Origin of the sequence: Streptomyces sp. CB01580 (assembly GCF_001905795.1) — a bacterium.
In the GTDB taxonomy this organism is placed as follows: domain Bacteria; phylum Actinomycetota; class Actinomycetes; order Streptomycetales; family Streptomycetaceae; genus Streptomyces.
In genome coordinates this window covers 222562-240852 of sequence record NZ_LIXJ01000011.1, presented here as the reverse complement: position 1 = coordinate 240852, position 18291 = coordinate 222562, and the positions used below count along the sequence as shown (strand labels likewise).

The window sequence follows — 18291 nt, the reverse complement described above, 5'->3', positions numbered from 1 at the left end:
GTCGTACGGATGCGGTCTCGGGGCCGGTGAGGTTGAGGGTGAAGGGTTCGCTGTCGGTGGCGTGGAGCAGGGATCGCAGGGCGACTTCGTTGGCGTATCCCTGCCAGACGACGTTGGCGTGGCCGGTGGTGATGTCGACGGGTTCGCCTGCCTGTACGCGGTGGGCGATGTCGGCGAGGACGCCGTAGCGCAGGTCGACTGCGTAGTTGAGGCGGATGTTGGCGACCTTGGTGCCGCGGGTGAGGGCGGCGTGGGCGAAGATGCGTTCGCGGCCGAGGCATGACATGGCGTATTCGCCGACCGGGCCGACGGGGTCGTTTTCGGTGCAGCCGCCGGAGGAGACTGGTACGAGTGGGTAGACGTTGCCGGTGGAGAATGCGGCGATCCGGGCGTGGGGCCAGCGGTGTGCCACTCGGTCGGGCATTGCGGCGTTGACGGCCCAGGCGTGGGAGGGGGCGCCGGCGGAGCCGAATTTGGCGCCGACCATGAAGACGATGTTTCCGGCGTCGGGCAGTGAGGCCAGGTCGGCGGCCGGGTCCATGAGGTCGAAGGCGACGGTGGAGATGCCGGCGGCTTCCAGTTGTTGTGCCGCGGCCGGGTCGGACCAGCGGGAGACGGCGTACACGGTCACGTCCGTGCGGCCCGCGGTGTCCAGCGCCCGTCGGGCGAGTCTGCACAGGCTGGGGCCCATTTTGCCGCCGGCGCCGAGGATCAGGAGGTCGCCTTCGAGGCGGGCGAGGTCGGTGACGAGTGCGGGGGAGGGGGTGGCGAGCCGCTCTTCGAGTGCGGCTTCATCGGTGAACATGATTGTGTGGGTCATCCCTTGATTCCGGACGCGGTGACGCCCTCGGTGAAGTAGCGCTGGCCCACCATGTATGCGGCGAAGATGGGTACGAACGCGATGACGGAGCCGGAGAGCACGACGTTGAGTGGCACGTTCTGCTGCTGGAGCGAGGCGATGCCGACGGTGAGGGTGCGCATGTCGGTGGACTGGCCGATGACCAGGGGCCACAGGAAGTCGTTCCAGTGCCACAGGAAGACGAAGACTCCGAGTGTGGCGAGGATCGGTTTGAGCAGTGGCAGTACGATCCGGTAGAAGATCTGCCATTCGTTGCAGCCGTCGAGGCGGGCTGCTTCGAAGAGTTCGTCGGGCAGGCCCTGGATGAACTGGCGCATGAGGAAGACGGCCTGGGCGTTGGCCAGTGTCGGCAGGATCAGGCCCCAGTAGGTGTCGACGCCGCCCAGTTTCGCGATCATTGCGAAGGTCGGGATCATCGTGACGTGGTAGGGGACCATCACCATCGACAGGAACGACCAGAACATCGTTTCCCGGCCCGGGAAGCGTTTCTTGGCGAAGGCGTAGCCGGCGAGTGAGGCGAGCAGGAGCACGCCGATGACGGAGATGATCGAGTAGAGCAGGGTGTTGAGGAGCCAGCGTGGTACGTCCTGGGCGTTGAGGACGGTGTCGTACGCTTCGCCGCTGAGCGGCCATGGCAGGAGGCTGGTGGGGAACTCGACCGCTGCGGACGGCTTGAGTGAGAGCACGACCATGGCGTAGAAGGGGAAGACCGTGACGAGTGCGGCGACGGTCAGCAGGACGGCGCGGCCGATCCGGCCGGCCCGGGTGGGGCGCATGCCGTAGGGGACGGTGTCCTGCTCCGCGAGTTTGCGCAGTCGTCGTTCGGCCCGGCGCGCGGCCCGGTCGGGTGTTGCGGGAGCCTTGGCCGGCGGAGGGGTCTTGGTCTCTGCGGGTGCTGCGGTCATGGTCACTGGTCCTTCCCGATCACGAGCCGCTGGACCAGTGCGACCACCACGGTCAGCGCGAACAGCGCGACCCCGATGGCGGAGGCGTAGCCCAGGTCGAAGTACTTGAAGCCCGCGTCGTAGAGCTGGAAGACGAGCGTGTAGCTGGCGTTGGCGGGGCCGCCGCCGGTCATGGTGTAGACGGCGTCGAAGACCTGGAAGGAGGCCGTCGTCTCGATCACGGCGAGGAAGAACAGGGCGGGTTTGAGCTGGGGCAGCACGATGTGCCGGAAGCGCTGGACGGCGCCGGCGCCGTCGGTGAGCGCGGCTTCTTCCAGTTCGCGGGGGATGTCCTGCATCCGGGCCAGCAGGATGAGCATGCCGTATCCGAAGCGGGACCAGATGCCGACGATGGCCAGTGCGGGCAGCACCAGCACGTCGTCGGAGAGCCAGGAGCCCTTGGACATCCCGAACATGCTCATCAGTGTCGGCCACGGGCCGCCGGTCGAGAAGATCCACACGAAGACGGTGGCGGCCAGCACCAGCGAGGTGACGACCGGGAGGAAGAACACCGACCGGAAGAACTTCGCGCCGCGGAACGCGCGCCGGGTGATCAGCGCCAGCGACACCGATGCGATGAGTGTGCCCGGCACGGCGAGCACGGTGTACAGGACGGTGACCTTCAGTGCCTGCCAGAACAGCGGGTCGTCCCACAGGCGGGTGAAGTTGTCCAGCCCGATGAAGCTGCCGCCGCCGGTCAGGGTGTAGTCGGTGAAGCTCATCAGCACACCGGCGATGCCCGGACCGAACCGGAAGGCGAGGAAGAGCAGGAAACACGGGAGGACGAACAGCAGGCCGATCCGGGCCTCGCGGCGCGCCTGCGGCCCGCTGCGACGGCCCCGGCGGGCGGGTTCCGCGACGACTGCCACGGGGATCTCCTTGCGGTGCGGGGGAAAGGGCGGGGGCGGACAAGACCACCCCAGGAGGGAGGTGCGGGGAAAGGGCGGGGGCGGACAAGACCGCCCCAGGGAGGGAGGATGTGGGGCCCGGGGTCCGGGTGCGGCCAGAAATGGGCCCCGCACCGGGTATCAGCGGCCGAGCAGCGCCTGCGCGGCCTTCTGCGCGGCGTCCAGCGCCTCCTGCGGGCTCTTCTTGCCCAGCAGCGCGGCCTGGATCTCGGGGGCGAGGACGCCCTGGACCTCACGGGACTTGTCCTGGAGCGGGCCGACGGTCATGCTCGGCAGGGTGGCGCCGACCGCCGTCTGCAGCGCGTCGCCCGGGTAGAGGTCGCCGCCGGACGTGCGGGCCGGGAAGTAGCCCGCCTCCTTCTGCAGACCGGCCGCGTTCTTCGACTCCGCGACGAAGTTCAGCCAGTCGCCGGTGTTCTTCTTGTCCGCGCCCTTCAGCATGGACAGGGCGCCCACCGTGCCGTAGCCGACCGACTCGGCGTCCTTCAGCGGCGGCCGGACGACGATGTTCTCCTTGCCCCAGAACGGCTCCACGTCGGTGGGGGTGTTCTGCCAGGTGCAGGCGATCTTGCCCTTGGCGACCGGGGTCTGCTCCAGCTTGGGCGCGGTGGTGATCAGGTCCTTGTCGGTGTAGCCGCCGTCGACGAGCTTCTTCAGGTACGTCAGCGCCCTGACACCGGCCGCGTCGTTGAACGTGACGCTCTTGCCGTCCTTGGAGAAGATGTCGCCGCCCGCCTGCCACAGCAGCGGGTAGAAGGTCATGTTGAGGGTCTGCTGGGTGTCGCCGTAGAAGCTGGTGGCGTAGTAGCCCTTCGCTTTCAGCTTCGGGCCCAGCGCCTGAAGGTCCGCCCAGGTCGTGGGGTAGTTCTTCTCGCCGATGGCGGCGAACACCCGCTTGTCGCAGACCAGCGGATTGGCGCTGGTCAGGATCGGGGTGGCGAGTGCCTTGCCGTCGATCGTGACGGACTTCAGCGCGAAGTCGGTGTAGTCGGACTTGGCGTCGGAGGGCATGTACTCGTCGGCCGGGACGATGTTCTTGGCGTACTTCGGCAGCTGGTCGGGGATCAGGTAGACCGCGTCCGGGCCCTTGCCCGAGGCGATCGCGGTGGCCAGGGCGGTGTCGCGGTTGGCCCAGGGGAAGGTCTCCACCTTCACCTTGACGCCCGAGTGCTCCTTCTCGAACGTCTTGATCAGGCCGTCCCAGTAGGCCTTGTTCTTGGCCTCGTCGAAGATGACCGGGTAGGTCCACATGGTGACGGTGTTGTCGTCGCCGCCGCTGGAACAGCCGGCCAGCACACCGGCGGCCAGCGCGGTGGCCACGACCGGGACGGCAACGGCACGGACTCTGGAACGACGGGTGAGAAGACGGGACATGAGAGGGTCCTCCGAGGACGTGAGGGTGGGACGGGGAAGGGGGGACGGCATCCGGTGGGGGGTCACCGGGCCGGCACCGTCTGGACGGTGCCGGTGTGCCGCGCACGTTCAGCGGCGAACGCCGCCAGATGACTACCGAGCGTGGCCTTGGTGCCGGAGCGGACCGCGGCCGGGTCGCCGGTGGCGACGGCGTGGACGAAGGCATCAACCAACGCCGTGTCTCCGCCGCCGTGCCCCTCGGCGGCGTTGGAACCGCTGGTGTCGACCTCGTGGACGGTGACCTCGTCGGTGCGGAAGTCGTGGACGGTGACGCGCTTGCCGTCGCCGCGCAGCCAGCCGTGCGAGCCGAAGATCCGTGTCTGGCGGTCGGTCTGTTCGGTGAAGGCGACCATGGTGAACGTCGCGGTCATGCCGCCGGACAGCTGCATGGCGAGGACCTGGTGGTCGACCACGTCGTTGTCGCCGCGGTAGGCGCACAGGCCGTACGGGCCTTCGCGCAGCGCGGTCAGCAGCTCGGCCTCGTCCGTGGAGTCCGTGACGTGGGTGACCGGCCAGACCGCGCCCTTCTCGCGCAGCGTCGGCATGTACAGCTTCAGCGCGCTGTACGGGCAGCCGGACTCGACGACGCAGTCGAGACACCGCTCGGCGGATCCGGCCGGGGCGTTCTCCGGCCGGAAGTGCTTGAGCCCACCGAAGCTGGAGACCTGCTCGATCCGGCCGCCCATGACGTACGTGATCCAGTCCAGGTCGTGGCAGGACTTGGCGAGCAGCATCGGGGAGGAGTCCTTCTCGCTGCGCCACGGACCGCGGACGTAGGAGTGCGCGTAGTGCCACCAGCCGACGGGCTCCAGGTGCTCGACGCTGACGAGTTCGCCCAGCACGCCCGAGCCGACAACCTCCTTCACCAGGTCGGTGTAGGGGGTGTAGCGCAGGACATGGCAGACGGCGAAGAGTACGCCCGACTTCTCCACGCCTTCGATGAGGGTGCGGGTCTCGGCCTCGCTGGGCGCCAGTGGCTTCTCGGCGAGGATCGCGTACCCGGCCCGCGCCAGCGCCAGGACGGGCTCGACGTGATTGCGGTCCTGGGTGGCGACGATGACGGCGTCGGCGATGGCGTCCCCCTCGACTAGCGGCCGCCAGTCGTCGAACTCGAGCTCCGCCCCGGCCGCGGCGCGGGCCGCCGGCCGGGGATCGGCCACGGCCACGAGGCGGGCGCGTTCGGGGTGGGCTTTGATCCACGCGGCATAGGTGAGGCCGCGGTTGCCGGCGCCGACGAGAGCCACACGGACGGGCCGATCGGATATCGGAAGGTGCATGGACATTCCCAAGAGCTCCCTAGAGGTGAAGGAGGAGGCACGCGACGGACAAGGCGTGCGGTGGGGCCGGGAGGCGTCTCCCGCGGCGATGCCTGGACGCGGAGCCGTCAACGGATACCGGGTGCGGAGAGCTGACAGGGGCCGGCTGCCGATGCATACGGCGCGTACCGGGCGCCTGAAAGCCGGAAAGCGAACCGCGCAGTGGTCTCTGCGATCCGGAACACGGGCTGCCGGGGTCGATGACGGGAGGTCCGGAACGGCCGTTCACGGGCGCGCCGCCGTGGGCCGCCGGTTGTGCGCGAGATACGTCGTCTCGACGTGCTCGACGGCTCGCCAGATCGCGCCGAGGGCGACCCGGTCGTCGCCGAGCGAGGACGGCTGGAGATCGGGGACCCGGATGCACAGCGGCTCCAGACGGTTACGAAGGCGGGGAAGCAGGACGTCGGCGGACTGGGCCAGTCCCCCACCCAGCACGACCCGTTGCGGGTCGACGGTCAGCACCATGGCCGCGAGGCCGAGGGCCACGTCGCTGGCGTAGCGGTCGACGGCGCGCACGGCGACGGTGTCGCCCCGGCGGGCGGCGGCCAGCACATGGGCGGCGGCGTTCCGCGGGGGTACGTCGGACGGGACGGCGGGACAACACGCCAGGCGGGTGGCGGCGGTCGCCCAGGGGGTGACGGGGAAGCTGCCGATCTCGCCCGCCGCGCCGCCGTATCCCCGGTGCACCCGGCCGCCGATGATCAGCGCCGCGCTGAGGCCGAGACCGGCGTGGATGTAGACGGCGTCCTCGATGTCCCGTGCCGCACCGAGGCGTTGCTCGGCGAGTGCGGCCAGCCGGGTGTCGTTGTCCACCAGGACCGCCCCGGCGCAGTGTTCGTCCAGGTGCTCGGCGAGCCGTACACCGGTCCAGTCGGCGGCCGCTCCCGCGAGTACGACGTCTCCCTCCGGGCCGACGACGCCGGTGGTGCCGGCGCTGATCGTCCAGATCCGGTGGGCGCCGATTCCCGCGTCGTCCAGGCACTCGGTCATCACGTCGCCGATGACGGCAAGCCGGTCGGCGCGCCGGATGTCCGGCGGCACCGTTCGGCGGGCCGTGGTGACGACCGTGCCGCAGAGGTCGGCGAGCACGGCGAGGACGCTGTGGGCGCCGATGTCCAGCCCGAAGACGTAACCGGACTCGGCCCGGAACCGGTAACGGCGGGCCGGCCGCCCCACCGCGCCGGGCGCGGGCGGGACTTCGGCCGCCCACCCCTGGTCGGTCAGCTCGGTGGCGAGGTCCTCCGCCGAGGCGCGGGAGAGACCGGTGAGCGTGGCCAGCTCGGTCAGCGTCACCGGCGCGCCTGCACTTCTCAGCGCCTGCAGCGCGCCGAACGCGTTGAGCCGACGCAGCTGCGCCAAGTCACCGCCGGCGGGTCGGGATGCGTCCATGTACTCCTCTTGACGTCGTTTCAGCCGTAGGGATTAATCAGAGAGTCCACGAAAATATTGCGATGGTCAAGCGTCAGGAGGACGCTGAGGTCGCTCAAGCCCGCGAACAAAACGCCCACTTATTTGGAAGACTCTCATAATCTGGAGGGACCACAGTGCCCCGAGAACGCCCTAGACCACTCCTCATCCTGCTGCTCGCCCTGACCGTTCTGGTCGCGGGTCCTGCTCCCTGGGCCGCAGCCCAGGGAGGTGGCGGCACCGGTAGATCGGCACTGGACCGGACGTGGTTCGGCCCCGAGGCCGACCTCGGCGTCCAGCAGGAAACGGTCTCCATCAACGACGCCGTGGTGGGCACGGAGGACGGCCGGCCCACGATGTACGCGACGGTCTCCGCCGAGAACGCGATCTTCAACGTCATCGACATCCGGGACAACCGGCTGCTGCGCTCGTTCACGCTGCCCGGTGTGCAGCAGTCCTGGCGGCATGCGATCGGCCCCGACGGCACCGTCTACATCGCCGCCATCACCGGCGGCCAGACGGGAGAGCTGTGGAGCTACAGCCCGGCCGACAAGGAAGTGCGCAAGCTCGGCACCGTTCCGGGCGAGAAGTCGCTGTGGTCGATGACCACGGACCCGGAGGGCAATGTCTGGATCGGCACCTTCCCCAACGGCAAGGTGTTCAGATACGACCCGCGGAGCAAGGACTTCCACGACTACGGACAGATGGTGCCCGGCCAGCAGTACGTGCGCTCCATGGCCTACCACGACGGAGCCGTCTACGCGGGCGTGGGCTCCGTCGGTGACGTCATCCGGCTCGACACCGCCACCGGTACGAAGACGAAGATCTCCGACCAGGTCCCGGCGCTCCTCGGAGTGGAGCCCCAGAAGGTGCCCTTCGCCTACGACATGGCGGTCGTCGACGGCTGGCTGTTCGTCAAGTTCGCCGACCCGCAGATGAAGCTGCTCTTCTACGACCTCGGCGCCGGCAAGTGGAGCGACAAGTCCGTCGGCAAGAACACGCCTTCCGACGCCGGGGTCTTCTCCTTCAACCAGCTTCAGTCGCGGGACGGGAAGGTGTACGTCGCCAACAACCGCGAGCTGTACGAGATCGACACGGCGACGCTGGAGTCCCGCTCGACCGGAATCGCCTTCGGTACCTCGCTGCGCGGTGCCGCCTGGATACCGCTCGATGATCCGGACCTCCCCGGGACCTCGCTCGTCACCCTGCAGTCGGGCGGCACGATCACCGCTTTCGACATCGCGTCACGGCGGAGCAAGGCGCTGCCCTCGGTGGTGCAGGGCGCGCCGAACCCGCTGCACAACCTGGAGGCGGCGCCGGACGGCACGCTGTTCATGAGCGGCTACCCCGGCGGCACCGGGTCCCGATTCGACCCGCGCACCGGCCGCACCACCCGCTTCCCGATGGGCCAGGCCGAGGGCATGGCGGGCCTGGGCGACACGATGTACTTCGGCATCTACCCCGGAGGCATCATCTCCTCGGCGAAGCTGGACGCGGCGGCCCCGGCCGTCTCCGAGAAGTTCCGTCTCGGCTCCGGACAGGACCGGCCGTACGTGATGAAGGCCCACGACGGCAAGCTGCTCATCGGCTCCATCCCCGACTACGGAAAACTCGGCGGCGCGCTGACCATCTACGACCCCGCCGACGGGGGGAAGAAGACCTACCCCGACATCGTCCACAACCAGAGCGTCGCCGGGCTCGCCCAGCGCGGCGGACGGATCTACGGCTCCACCACCGTCCACGGCGGTCTGGGGACCGACGCCACCGAGTCCGAGGCCAAGATGTTCGTCTGGGACGTCGCCGGCGAACGCAAGGTCAAGGAGTTCGCTCTCGACCTCCCCGGCCTCGACAGCCCGAAGATGATCAGCGGTCTCGGTTTCGGCCGCGACGGCCTGCTGTGGGGCGCGGCCGACGGATTCCTGTTCGCGATGGACCCGGCCACCCTCCGGGTCGTCAAGTACAAGAACGTCTACCCCGAGGTGAAGAACTACGGCATGTGGCGGCCGGTCTACCTCCGCTGGGGCGCCGACGGCCTGCTGTACACCACCCTGGCCGGCAAGCTCACCGTTGTGGACCCCAAGACCATGGACCACGTGACACTCGGCGACTACGACGAGGAGGTCGCCTTCATGACCCTGGCCCGGGACGCCGACGGCCACGAGAACATCTACTTCCTCGGCAAGGCGGCGGAGTCCCGGCTGCGGATGATCCCGGTGCGCCGCGGCCTGGCCCGCACCGTGGCCGTCGACAACGCCGGCTTCGAGGCGGCGCCGCTGGACGACGGCGCCGTCCCGGGGTGGCAGGGCGGTGGCACCCTGTTCGCTCTCTCCCAGGACCGGGCGTACACCGGCAGACGCAGCATGAAGATCGTCGATGCGGCCCGGAGCGGCCCCGAGGCGTCGGCGGAGCTGACCGGTGAGCCGGTGCCGGCTGCCGCGGGGGCGTACTACCGGGCCCGTGCCAAGGTGTACATCGAGGACGGAAGCACCGACGATTCGGTGCTGCTGCTGAGCTTCCTCGACAAGGCCGGCCAGCCGGTCGGCCGGATGGCGAGCGCACCGCTCCGCGGCGCGGACCAGCGGCGCTGGATCGACGCGCAGGCGAGTGGTACAGCTCCGCCCGGTACGGCGTCGGTCCGCGTCTCGCTGTACTCGTCCGCGTGGAACCTCATGACCGGATACGTCGACGCGGTGAGCCTTCAACAGACAAGGCGTGGGTGACACCCACGCGCGGACACCGGGCCACGGCGACCGTACGCCGTGGCCCGGTGTCGTCGATGCGGCGCTCATCCCTCGCCGCCGAACTCGCACCGCACGGCATCACCGCCAACACCCTCGCACTCGGCACGGTCCGGACCCCGATCGACGGCGCGTTCCCCTTCGACCGCGATGCGTTCGAGACGGCCTGCCGGGAGCGTATTCCGCTCGGCTGCTGCTCGGTGCCCGACGAGAACGTGGGCGCGCTGCTGCTCCTCGCCCCGGACGCCGGGGCGTACCTCACCGGTGCACGGATCGTCGTGGACGGCGGTGTGCTCGCCGAACAGATGCACCGGATGCGCTTCACCTGCCCCGCCGCGTACGCGGCGTACGACGCTCAGCTCGGCCACCCTTTGGTGACCGGGTCGGCACAGAAGGAAATTTGACGCGATGACACACACCTTGCGCACCCTCGCCCCGGCCGACGAGGCAGCCGTGCACGCGCTATGGGCGATCTGCTTCGACGCCCCGCACCTCCCGGCGCTGCACGCCCTGGACCCCGACCGCCACCGGCGGACCTTCGTGGCCGCGCGCGGCGACACGATCGACGCCGTCGTCTGCTACGTGCCGCGGCAGCTCCGCGACGCCCACGGCCGGGTCGAACGGGTGGGCGGTATCGGCAATGTCGCCACCCGCCCCGAGGCACGGGGCCACGGCCTGGCTCGCCGACTGCTCGCCATTGCCGCCGAGGCCATGACCGCCGAGGCCTGCACATGGTCCCTGCTGTTCACGGCCACTCCCGGGGTCTACGAGCGCTCGGGCTGGACTGGCTTCCGCACCTCCTGGACCGAGGGCCCGCTCACCACTGTTGGCCCACCCGAGCCCCGCTTCCGCATCCGTGCGGCCACCCCGGCCGACGCCCCGCGGCTGGCAGAACTGCACGCCGGATTCAACGCCGCACGCCCACTCACCGCGGTGCGGACGGCCGACGACTGGATCCACCGCGTGCCCGCCTGGTACGGCCCCGACGCCGAATGGCTCATCGCCGAGGACAACGGGGGGACGGCGGTCGGCTACACCGTGACCCAGCACGTCGGCGAGGCCGTCGAGGTCCGCGAGTGCGCGGTGACGGAAGCCGCACCGGCGGCCCTCGGTGAGTTGCTCGCTGAGGTGGCCCGCCGGGCCCGTGCGGCGGGCGCCGCAGTCGGCCGGGCCCACCTCCCCGAGGACCCGGCCGTCCGTGCTGCCCTGCCCCGGCTTCTCGCCCAGGATCAGGCCCGGGAGCGGACGCAGACGGTGGGTATGGCCCGCCCGCTCCTTGCCCCGCCGGAGGCGATACGCGCCACGCTGCAGGCCACGGGAGCAACCCACTGGCATGGCGACTCGTTCTGAGCCAACAGTCCCAGGGCCCGATGCGTTTGCCTGCCGTCCACTCAGCAGGGCATGGAACTGCGGCCGCTCCGGGCGGACGGTTCACGGCGGACCCGGTAGCCGTCCTCCGTGTCGGGGTTCACATCGAAATACATCTCCGGCTCGTCCCTGCTCCGGACGGGCCGAAGCAGGGCGAATCCGACGTCATCGGCGAACGAGCCGCCCTCGACGAAGCGGAGCTCGACGCCGCTGATCGGGTCCCGCTGCCCCTCCAGGTCCCACCCACCCCTCCCGGAAAAGCTGCCCTTCCCGGGAGGGGGAGTGGAGAAGCTGAACTCGACGACGCTCCGCGGGATGCCCGACATGTCGAACGTGCCGTCCTCCCGGAACCCGATCCGCCCGCCGCCTGAGCCTTTCCAGGCACCGAGGACCTTCTCGGAGCGAAGCTCCGGGCTCTTCCCCCCGCACCCCTGCATCACGAACAGGGCCACGAGCAGTAGCAGAGGAACAGCCACGCATATCGCACACCCCCGAAAACGTGGAAGCAACCGAGCGCCCCTCATCCGTACCCGCCGCTGCAGGCGGGAGCCGTGGGTCGAGCACGTGGAACTCACCCACGGCACGTACCGCTTCGAGCTGTGCTGCTGGTGGCACGAGGAGACGTGGGCGAAGGACCTCACGGTTGCCGAGGTGTCGGCGCTCGTGCGGGGGTTCGTCGACCAGGCGCTCACGGGCGCGCAACCCGAAGCGGTGGTACCGGCCTCCCGCTCGGCGTCAGGCACGACGTCCCGCGCGTGACGACCCCCCGCGATACGCCGGCGAGCCCCGGGCCACTGGTCCCGGTGTGGCCGGGTGCCGGAGACCATTACTGATCTCCGGCACCCGACCGGGGCGGTCTCCGGTGATCTCGCCGAGTCGCTGGTCGCCCGGGAGCCTTGCGAGTTGCTGACCGTAGACGTGCTGGAAGGCGGCGATGCTTCACTGGTCGACGGGCCGTCAGAAGTCGTACGGCTTCTTGGTGCTCCAGTTCAGAACGTCGGCCTCGTTCCAGCTGAACTGCGGCTTCTCGCCCTTGGTGTCGACGGAGTAGAAGGGACCATTGCGACCGTCCGCGCCGCGCAGCGCGATGGCGAACGACTGCGCCGTGTGGTTCTTCGAGCCGTAGTCGAAGAGGTTCACCGCGCTGTATGCCTTGTCTCCGGGCCGGAGCGTGATGTGCTTGTCGCCGCCCGGGTTGTCCTTCTTCGAGTGCGGCAGTGCGGCGCCGTCGACGTCCCCGCCGAGCTTCACGGCCGGGTACGAGGTGACCCAGCATGGCTTGCTGCCCTCGTTCGACGCGGTGACCAGCAGGTGATCGCCCTGCTGACCGGCGAACCGGTGTACTGCGGTGACCAGCATCTCGTCTCCGCGGCACTGCTGGACGCCGCCCGTTGTGCCCATGCTCGCGACCTTCTCCGTCCCGCCCGAGGTGGTCGCCGAGCGCGCCCCCTCCTCGGGGTCACCACCGCTGTTGGCCTGCTCCGCGCCGGCCTTGCCGTCCCCGTCGGACGCGGACCGGCTCTGCGCGGTACCAGCGGTGTGGTCGCCGCCCGCCGCCTTCGAGCCCTCGTCGGCGCCGCCGCAGGCGGTGAGGCCCAGCGCCAGCGCGGCGGTGACGGCGGCCAGGGCAGCGGAACGGGCAGTACGGCGGACACGGTGCGTGGTCATGATGAAAGCTCCCCCATGGTCTGTCAGGACGCGGCACCTCCCCTGTTCCCGCAGGGCGACCGGCCACATCGGCTGTTGTGCTGCACCCCACGAGATGACGCCCGGGCAGGCATCGTTCACTCAGGTCTGTCCGCATTCGGTAACAAGGCAACTGGGCGCACGCACGCCGGTGTTCACCCCGCGCCCGACAGCGGCGCAGCGCCCCCGGCTACTGCGGCACAGGGAAGGCCACCAGGCGCCCTCGCCCCGTCCGTAAAGCAGTTCGCCAGCGGTCCACCGCGTACGCGACCCCCGCGACACCCCGCGAAAACGCGGCTGCCCGCCAACCTGTCGGCCCGCGGGCAGCCGCGTTTTCGCGGGGCCGGGCCGGCCCTGGCGGCCTGCGGTAATGACGCCGCACGAACCTGGCCAGGGTTCAAGAACACCTACTCAACGTTCGGTGAGAACGCTCAACCTAATCCGTAGTTATGAGCGTTCCGTAGGAGCGGGTGCTTCTCGGAGCGTTCGAGTGGGGTGAGACNGTGTTCACCCCGCGCCCGACAGCGGCGCAGCGCCCCCGGCTACTGCGGCACAGGGAAGGCCACCAGGCGCCCTCGCCCCGTCCGTAAAGCAGTTCGCCAGCGGTCCACCGCGTACGCGACCCCCGCGACACCCCGCGAAAACGCGGCTGCCCGCCAACCTGTCGGCCCGCGGGCAGCCGCGTTTTCGCGGGGCCGGGCCGGCCCTGGCGGCCTGCGGTAATGACGCCGCACGAACCTGGCCAGGGTTCAAGAACACCTACTCAACGTTCGGTGAGAACGCTCAACCTAATCCGTAGTTATGAGCGTTCCGTAGGAGCGGGTGCTTCTCGGAGCGTTCGAGTGGGGTGAGACTGGGGCGGTGAGTGCTGTACGCCGCCGGGCGCTCGGGCCCGGCACCGACCGCCCCGTTCCCGAGCCGCCCGCCCGCGACCCACGGACCCTGACCGCCGCCGAACGCGCGGCCGTAGGCGACTGGACCGCTGAACCCGCCCCCACTCCCCCACCGCCCGTCCCGGGCGGTCGCCGCCGCCCGCTCGGGACCGGCTCCACCGACCCCGGCATCGCACCCGGGCGCGGCTGACCGCTCCGGTCATCGGCCCCCCGCGGCGCCTCACCCTCCCCCCGCTGTTGTGACCTGCCGCTGATCCGTCGGCCGTGACGGATCAGACGCATCAGCAACAGGCCAACCCGCACCCTTCGAGATACGCCCCTCTGGGCCGCGAACGGCAGCCGCCCCGGGCTGGGGGTGCCCCGCGGCGGCTGACAGGCGCTCAGAGAGCGCGTACAGGGCAGTTCTCAGGCCGCGGATCCCCCCGCTGTTGATGTTGAAGGGAGTCGGCAACCGGGCGCCCGGCGCGGCCCACCCGGCGAACGCCCCGAACCCCGGCTCCAGGGCCGGAACAGGGGGTGTGCGGGATTTGAGGCGCGCCGAACCGCCGCTCCGGGCCACGCGCTCGGGCAGATCACGAACACCATCCGTGTCGCTCCTCTTGCCGGGGAGACGATGTCGTCTCTGATCAACCGTGTAGCGGTCTGCTACGGGATGGAGGCGAAAGCCCTGTGGTCGTGCCGGCGGTGGCGCGGTTCCCGGCCCCGGCACAAGTTTCGCGCCGTTGGCCCGGAACATGTGTCAGGGCTGCAAGGCATCGCTCTAGACTCCGGGGTCAATATTTCGTAGAGCCAGGTACGGCGCGGGGGAGCCCCGTACAAAACGATTGGGTAGCCAGTGCTTCTGAAAACGTTCGGCTGGTCGTTCGCGGTCACCGCGCTCGGCCTGGTCGCGGCGGTGTTCTACGGGGGGTGGACCGGCTTCGGGATCGTGGCGATCCTGTCCATCCTCGAGATCTCGGTGTCCTTCGACAACGCCGTGGTCAACGCCGGGATCCTGAAGAAGATGAATGCCTTCTGGCAGAAGATCTTCCTCACCATCGGCGTCCTGATCGCGGTCTTCGGCATGCGCCTGGTCTTCCCGGTCGTGATCGTCGCCATCAGTGCCAAGATCGGTCCGATCGAAGCGGTACAGCTCGCGCTCGACGACAAGGACAAGTACCAGCAGCTGGTGACCGACGCCCACCCGTCGATCGCCGCCTTCGGTGGCATGTTTCTGTTGATGATCTTCCTCGACTTCATCTTCGAGGACCGGGAGATCAAGTGGCTGGGCTGGCTGGAGCGTCCGCTCGCCAAGCTCGGCAAGGTCGACATGCTCTCCGTCTGCATCGCGCTCATCGTGCTGCTCGTCTCCGCGATGACCTTCGCCGCCAATGCCCACCAGCACGGCGGCATCCATGCGGAAAAGGCGGAGACCGTCCTGATCGCCGGCATCGCGGGCTTGATCACCTACCTGATCGTCGGCGGCCTCTCCGGCTACTTCGAAAACAAGCTCGAGGAAGAGGAGGAGCGCGAGCACGAGGCCGAGGAAGAGGCCAAGAGGAACGGCAAGAAGGTCCCGGCGGTCGTGACGGCCGGCAAGGCCGCGTTCTTTATGTTCCTCTATCTGGAGGTCCTGGACGCATCCTTCTCCTTTGACGGCGTCATCGACGCCTTCGCGATCACCAACGACATCGTCCTGATGGCGCTCGGCCTCGGCATCGGCGCGATGTACGTCCGCTCGCTCACGGTCTACCTGGTCCGCCAGGGCACCCTCGACGACTACGTCTACCTGGAGCACGGCGCGCACTACGCGATCGGCGCCCTCGCCGTGATCCTGCTCGTCACCATCCAGTACGAGATCCACGAGGTCATCACGGGCCTCGTCGGCGTCGTCCTGATCGCCTGGTCCTTCTTCTCCTCGGTCCAGCGCAACCGCAGGCTAGCGGCGGCCGAGGGAAGGCGCACGGGGTCCAACGAGAAGGTTGAGGTCTCCTCCGGCGTCTGAGCCGGGCCGCCAGCGCGAGCCGCAGGCCGCCGCCCGGCGGACGGTGTTCTCCGCGAAACCCCACCGGTGGCCGACCACCACACCCACCTCTTCGCCGGGTTGTAGAGGACCATCAAACGGTCGAGCATGCTTCCTCAGACCGTTGCCTCGTGCTGGTCCGGTCCCAGGATCTGGTCGATGTGGTAGCCGAGCATGCGTTCGGCGGCATCCGGTGTGCGATACCCAAGGGCGACGTCCACTCCGAGACTCATGGCAAGTGACCAACAGATGTCGGCTTCAATGCGCGCGTCGCCGCAAGGCTCGCTGCCTCGCTCCTGCCGGGCCGCAGTGATAAGCCCGGCGGTGAAGGAGAGCAGTTCGTCGTCGCCCGGAGCAAGGACCTTGGCCATCGTCGGGTCGGAAACAGCTCGCCCGGCCGCCGCCAGGGAGAACCGCATGAGCCGCACGCTGGCCTCGTCCGGACTGATCAAGGCATGGAGGCATGCACGGAGGACGGCTCCCGGACTCGTTGCACCAGCTGCACTGACCGCGTTCTCGATGTTTGCGTTCACGGCTCGGACGGCCCGATCGAGCGCGTCGCGGATCAGGGCCTGCATCGAGGAATAGTAGTGCTGCACCTGCCCCATGGAGACGCCCGCTTCGTCGGCCACCTTGCGCAGTGTCACCTGCTCAATGCCACCCCGAACCGCCAGCGCCCAGACCGCCTCAACCAGGCGCCTCCTGCGCTGCTCGTGATCCACGATCTTCGGCACCCGCATCCTTCCCCACCGTTTACCATGCAATTGCATTGCAACCGGCTGCCTATCGCATTACAGTGCAAGTGCACTGTAACCGTCCCGGCCACAGAGGCGCGGAAACCGCCCCTGACACGGCGCTTCTGCCCGACAGTGGCATTCTGAAGATCCAGGAAGGCATCACATGAAGTACGACATCTTTCAGGGCCTCGGTGTAGTTCTTCTCGTCCTCGGGGCGCAGGGAGCAATCCGCCAGCTCATCGACCACGACAATGCCGGCCTGCTCAGCTGGTTACCGGGCGGATTCGCAGCCAGCATCACTGTCTACGTTCTCGCTGCCGCGACAGGCGCAGTTGTTGCAAGCTGGGCCCGCGGCGCCGCGAAGGCAGTCAGCCGTCGCAGCTGACGGCTCACCTGGAGAGGTCAAGCAGTAAGCACGGTTGCGTGCTTCGCTGCGGTCAGGAGGGTTTCGATCTGCCTGTGAGGTTCCCCCGAGATGCGGGGATGGGTGACAGCGGGTCAGATCGGTTTCATGAGAGGAGCCCAGACGATGCCTGCGCCGAGGAAGTACCCGCTGGAGTTGCGTGAGCGTGCGGTACGGATGTACCGGACCGCCGAGCCGAAGCCCGTGATCCGCCGTATGGCCGAGGAACTCGGCGTGCACCATGAGGCCCTGCGCAACTGGATCCGCCGGGCCGAGGCCGACGCCGGCGAGCGTGACGACCGGCTGACCACCGACGAGCGCGCCGAGCTCGCCGCGCTGCGCAAGGAGAACGCCCAGCTCAAGCGTGCGAATGAGGTCCTGCGGACGGCCTCGGCTTTTCTCGCGGCGCAACTCGACCCGACCCGACCCAGGCGACGGGGCTCCTTGACGAGCACCCACGCCTGGGAGTCGAGTGCGTCCTGCGGAAACTGAACATCCCCTCCTCCACCTACTACCGCTGGCGCCAGGCCGAGAAGGAACCGTGCGAGCGCCGCCGCCGGGACGCCGAGCTGACGGGCATGATCCGGCAGGTCCACGACGAGTCCGGCGGGATCTACGGCTCACCCCGAGTGCACGCCGTCCTCAAGCGCGAAGGCGTCCACGTCGGCCGCAAGCGCGTCGAGCGGCTCATGCGCCAGGCCGGCCTGGCCGGGATCAGCCCCCGCCGGGGCACGGGCTTCACCCGACGTGCCCCGGACGCCGATCTGGCCCCCGACCTGGTGCAACGCGACTTCACCGTGACTGAGCCGAACCGGCTGTGGGTTACCGACCTGACCCTGGTCACGACGCTGGAGGGCCCGTTGTGGCTGTCCGCGATCCGCGACGCGTTCTCCCGCCGGGTGGTCGCCTGGGAGACCTCCGCCCGCGCGGACGCCAACCTGGTCCTCACCTCGCTGGAGTATGCCCTGACCAGCCGCGAAGTCGCCCCCGGTGAGCTCATCCACCACGCCGACCACGGCTGTCAATACACGTCCGTGAAGCTCACAACACGCCTGGTCAGGGCCGGTATCCAGGCGTCCATGGGCTCGATCGGCGACTCGTTCGACAATGCCCTGGCGGAGAACCTGTGGATGGTCATCAAGACCGAGTGCATCCGCGGCCGTGTCTTCGCCACCAGGGCCGAAGCGAACCTCGCGCTCTTCGAGTACACCGACGGCTTTTATAACACCCGCCGCATCCAGAAGCGGCTGGGCTACCTCAGCCCGATCGAGTTCGAGGAGAAGCACTACGCCGACCAGGCAGCGACCGAACAAGTGACCTGAAACCACGTCAACCCGCCCTGAGCAGATAGTCAGCCACTCCCGCGCAGCGGGGGAACCTCAGTCCCGTAGAGAAGCACCAGAACAGCATGCGAAGTCAGCAGCGGAACAGAACGCACCCTGGTCCGAGCCGCCTCGGTGACACATAAAACCTGACGACGGGGTGGCGGGGCAGACCCCAGGCCGGCCGCGAGCGGTGGCCCGGGCTGCCTCGATGTCGGCGATCGCCACAGCGGTCACTTCCCCTGGGCCATCAGGTCCGTCGTCGGCACCAACTGGATCCCGGTGCAGACATCGC

18 protein-coding genes are annotated in these 18291 nt (G+C 69.0%); 9 read left to right on the top strand and 9 right to left on the bottom strand.

Going from position 1 to position 18291, the window contains the following annotated elements:
* From AMK22_RS18555 to AMK22_RS18530, 6 genes are all read right to left on the bottom strand, one after another.
* On the bottom strand, positions 1–820 hold an 820-nt coding region (locus tag AMK22_RS18555; RefSeq protein ID WP_073786392.1), incomplete at its 3' end, for an NAD-dependent epimerase/dehydratase family protein.
* Positions 817–1764, bottom strand: coding sequence for a carbohydrate ABC transporter permease (locus tag AMK22_RS18550; protein WP_073786390.1), 948 nt, complete (start codon positions 1762–1764; stop codon positions 817–819). The genes AMK22_RS18550 and AMK22_RS18555, both read right to left, overlap by 4 nt.
* Before the next feature lie 2 nt (positions 1765–1766).
* Positions 1767–2672, bottom strand: coding sequence for a carbohydrate ABC transporter permease (locus tag AMK22_RS18545; RefSeq protein WP_073786388.1), 906 nt, complete (start codon positions 2670–2672; stop codon positions 1767–1769).
* 159 nt (positions 2673–2831) lie between these two features.
* Complete coding sequence (locus AMK22_RS18540; protein WP_073786387.1) at positions 2832–4085, bottom strand: ABC transporter substrate-binding protein; 1254 nt, start codon at positions 4083–4085, stop codon at positions 2832–2834.
* Positions 4086–4147: 62 nt separating this feature from the next.
* On the bottom strand, positions 4148–5407 hold the full coding sequence (locus AMK22_RS18535) for a Gfo/Idh/MocA family protein (protein ID WP_073786385.1): 1260 nt from the start codon (positions 5405–5407) through the stop codon (positions 4148–4150).
* Between the two features lie 258 nt (positions 5408–5665).
* Positions 5666–6829: an ROK family transcriptional regulator gene (locus AMK22_RS18530; protein WP_073786384.1), complete on the bottom strand. Its 1164-nt coding sequence runs from the start codon at positions 6827–6829 to the stop codon at positions 5666–5668.
* A gap of 155 nt (positions 6830–6984) precedes the next feature.
* On the opposite strand from AMK22_RS18530, the gene AMK22_RS18525 reads away from it, so the two are divergent.
* From AMK22_RS18525 to AMK22_RS18515, 3 genes are read left to right on the top strand one after another with little or no spacing between them, the layout of a single operon-like run.
* Entirely contained in the window at positions 6985–9567 is a 2583-nt protein-coding gene (locus AMK22_RS18525; RefSeq protein ID WP_199883257.1) for a hypothetical protein, read from the top strand.
* A gap of 56 nt (positions 9568–9623) precedes the next feature.
* Positions 9624–9989 carry an SDR family oxidoreductase gene (locus AMK22_RS18520; RefSeq protein ID WP_079186247.1) on the top strand — a complete coding sequence of 122 codons (366 nt, stop codon included), beginning with the start codon at positions 9624–9626 and terminating at the stop codon, positions 9987–9989.
* A 4-nt stretch (positions 9990–9993) separates the two neighbouring features.
* Positions 9994–10935, top strand: coding sequence for a GNAT family N-acetyltransferase (locus AMK22_RS18515; RefSeq protein ID WP_073786382.1), 942 nt, complete (start codon positions 9994–9996; stop codon positions 10933–10935).
* A gap of 41 nt (positions 10936–10976) precedes the next feature.
* On the opposite strand, the gene AMK22_RS18510 is transcribed toward AMK22_RS18515, so the two are convergent.
* Complete coding sequence (locus AMK22_RS18510) at positions 10977–11429, bottom strand: hypothetical protein (protein ID WP_143203583.1); 453 nt, start codon at positions 11427–11429, stop codon at positions 10977–10979.
* An 88-nt stretch (positions 11430–11517) separates the two neighbouring features.
* Between AMK22_RS18510 and AMK22_RS18505 the strand changes: the two genes are divergently transcribed.
* Positions 11518–11712: a hypothetical protein gene (locus tag AMK22_RS18505; protein ID WP_073786378.1), complete on the top strand. Its 195-nt coding sequence runs from the start codon at positions 11518–11520 to the stop codon at positions 11710–11712.
* 198 nt (positions 11713–11910) lie between these two features.
* Here AMK22_RS18505 and AMK22_RS18500 read toward each other — a convergent pair whose 3' ends face one another.
* Positions 11911–12621 (bottom strand): DUF4232 domain-containing protein, encoded by a 711-nt coding sequence (locus AMK22_RS18500; RefSeq protein ID WP_073786376.1) that lies wholly within the window; start codon positions 12619–12621, stop codon positions 11911–11913.
* Between the two features lie 879 nt (positions 12622–13500).
* Between AMK22_RS18500 and AMK22_RS39185 the strand changes: the two genes are divergently transcribed.
* Both AMK22_RS39185 and AMK22_RS18495 read left to right on the top strand, forming a co-directional pair.
* Positions 13501–13722, top strand: coding sequence for a hypothetical protein (locus AMK22_RS39185; protein WP_143203582.1), 222 nt, complete (start codon positions 13501–13503; stop codon positions 13720–13722).
* A gap of 645 nt (positions 13723–14367) precedes the next feature.
* Positions 14368–15516, top strand: a complete 1149-nt coding sequence (locus AMK22_RS18495) for a DUF475 domain-containing protein (RefSeq protein ID WP_073786374.1) — start codon at positions 14368–14370, stop codon at positions 15514–15516.
* A gap of 134 nt (positions 15517–15650) precedes the next feature.
* Here the strand turns inward: AMK22_RS18495 and AMK22_RS18490 are convergent, their stop codons facing one another.
* Positions 15651–16268: a TetR/AcrR family transcriptional regulator gene (locus AMK22_RS18490; protein WP_073786372.1), complete on the bottom strand. Its 618-nt coding sequence runs from the start codon at positions 16266–16268 to the stop codon at positions 15651–15653.
* Positions 16269–16434: 166 nt separating this feature from the next.
* On the opposite strand from AMK22_RS18490, the gene AMK22_RS18485 reads away from it, so the two are divergent.
* The 3 genes from AMK22_RS18485 to AMK22_RS18475 all read left to right on the top strand — a co-directional run bounded on the left by AMK22_RS18485 (position 16435) and on the right by AMK22_RS18475 (position 17996).
* Positions 16435–16656 carry a hypothetical protein gene (locus AMK22_RS18485; protein ID WP_073786370.1) on the top strand — a complete coding sequence of 74 codons (222 nt, stop codon included), beginning with the start codon at positions 16435–16437 and terminating at the stop codon, positions 16654–16656.
* Positions 16657–16800: 144 nt separating this feature from the next.
* A complete protein-coding gene (locus AMK22_RS18480) occupies positions 16801–17166 on the top strand; it encodes a transposase (RefSeq protein ID WP_073786368.1) in 366 nt (121 codons plus the stop codon).
* On the top strand, positions 17136–17996 hold the full coding sequence (locus AMK22_RS18475) for an IS3 family transposase (protein WP_073786366.1): 861 nt from the start codon (positions 17136–17138) through the stop codon (positions 17994–17996). The genes AMK22_RS18480 and AMK22_RS18475 overlap by 31 nt, the downstream gene beginning before the upstream one ends.
* Positions 17997–18291 lie beyond the last annotated feature (295 nt).

Coding starts and splice junctions, on each gene's coding strand:
- AMK22_RS18540 (WP_073786387.1), bottom strand. CDS start 4,085: ATGTCCCGTCTTCTCACCCGTCGTTCCAGAGTCCGTGCCGTTGCCGTC.
- AMK22_RS18550 (WP_073786390.1), bottom strand. CDS start 1,764: ATGACCGCAGCACCCGCAGAGACCAAGACCCCTCCGCCGGCCAAGGCT.
- AMK22_RS18530 (WP_073786384.1), bottom strand. CDS start 6,829: ATGGACGCATCCCGACCCGCCGGCGGTGACTTGGCGCAGCTGCGTCGG.
- AMK22_RS18480 (WP_073786368.1), top strand. CDS start 16,801: ATGCCTGCGCCGAGGAAGTACCCGCTGGAGTTGCGTGAGCGTGCGGTA.
- AMK22_RS18520 (WP_079186247.1), top strand. CDS start 9,624: ATGCGGCGCTCATCCCTCGCCGCCGAACTCGCACCGCACGGCATCACC.
- AMK22_RS18485 (WP_073786370.1), top strand. CDS start 16,435: ATGAAGTACGACATCTTTCAGGGCCTCGGTGTAGTTCTTCTCGTCCTC.
- AMK22_RS18515 (WP_073786382.1), top strand. CDS start 9,994: ATGACACACACCTTGCGCACCCTCGCCCCGGCCGACGAGGCAGCCGTG.
- AMK22_RS18535 (WP_073786385.1), bottom strand. CDS start 5,407: ATGTCCATGCACCTTCCGATATCCGATCGGCCCGTCCGTGTGGCTCTC.
- AMK22_RS18500 (WP_073786376.1), bottom strand. CDS start 12,621: ATGACCACGCACCGTGTCCGCCGTACTGCCCGTTCCGCTGCCCTGGCC.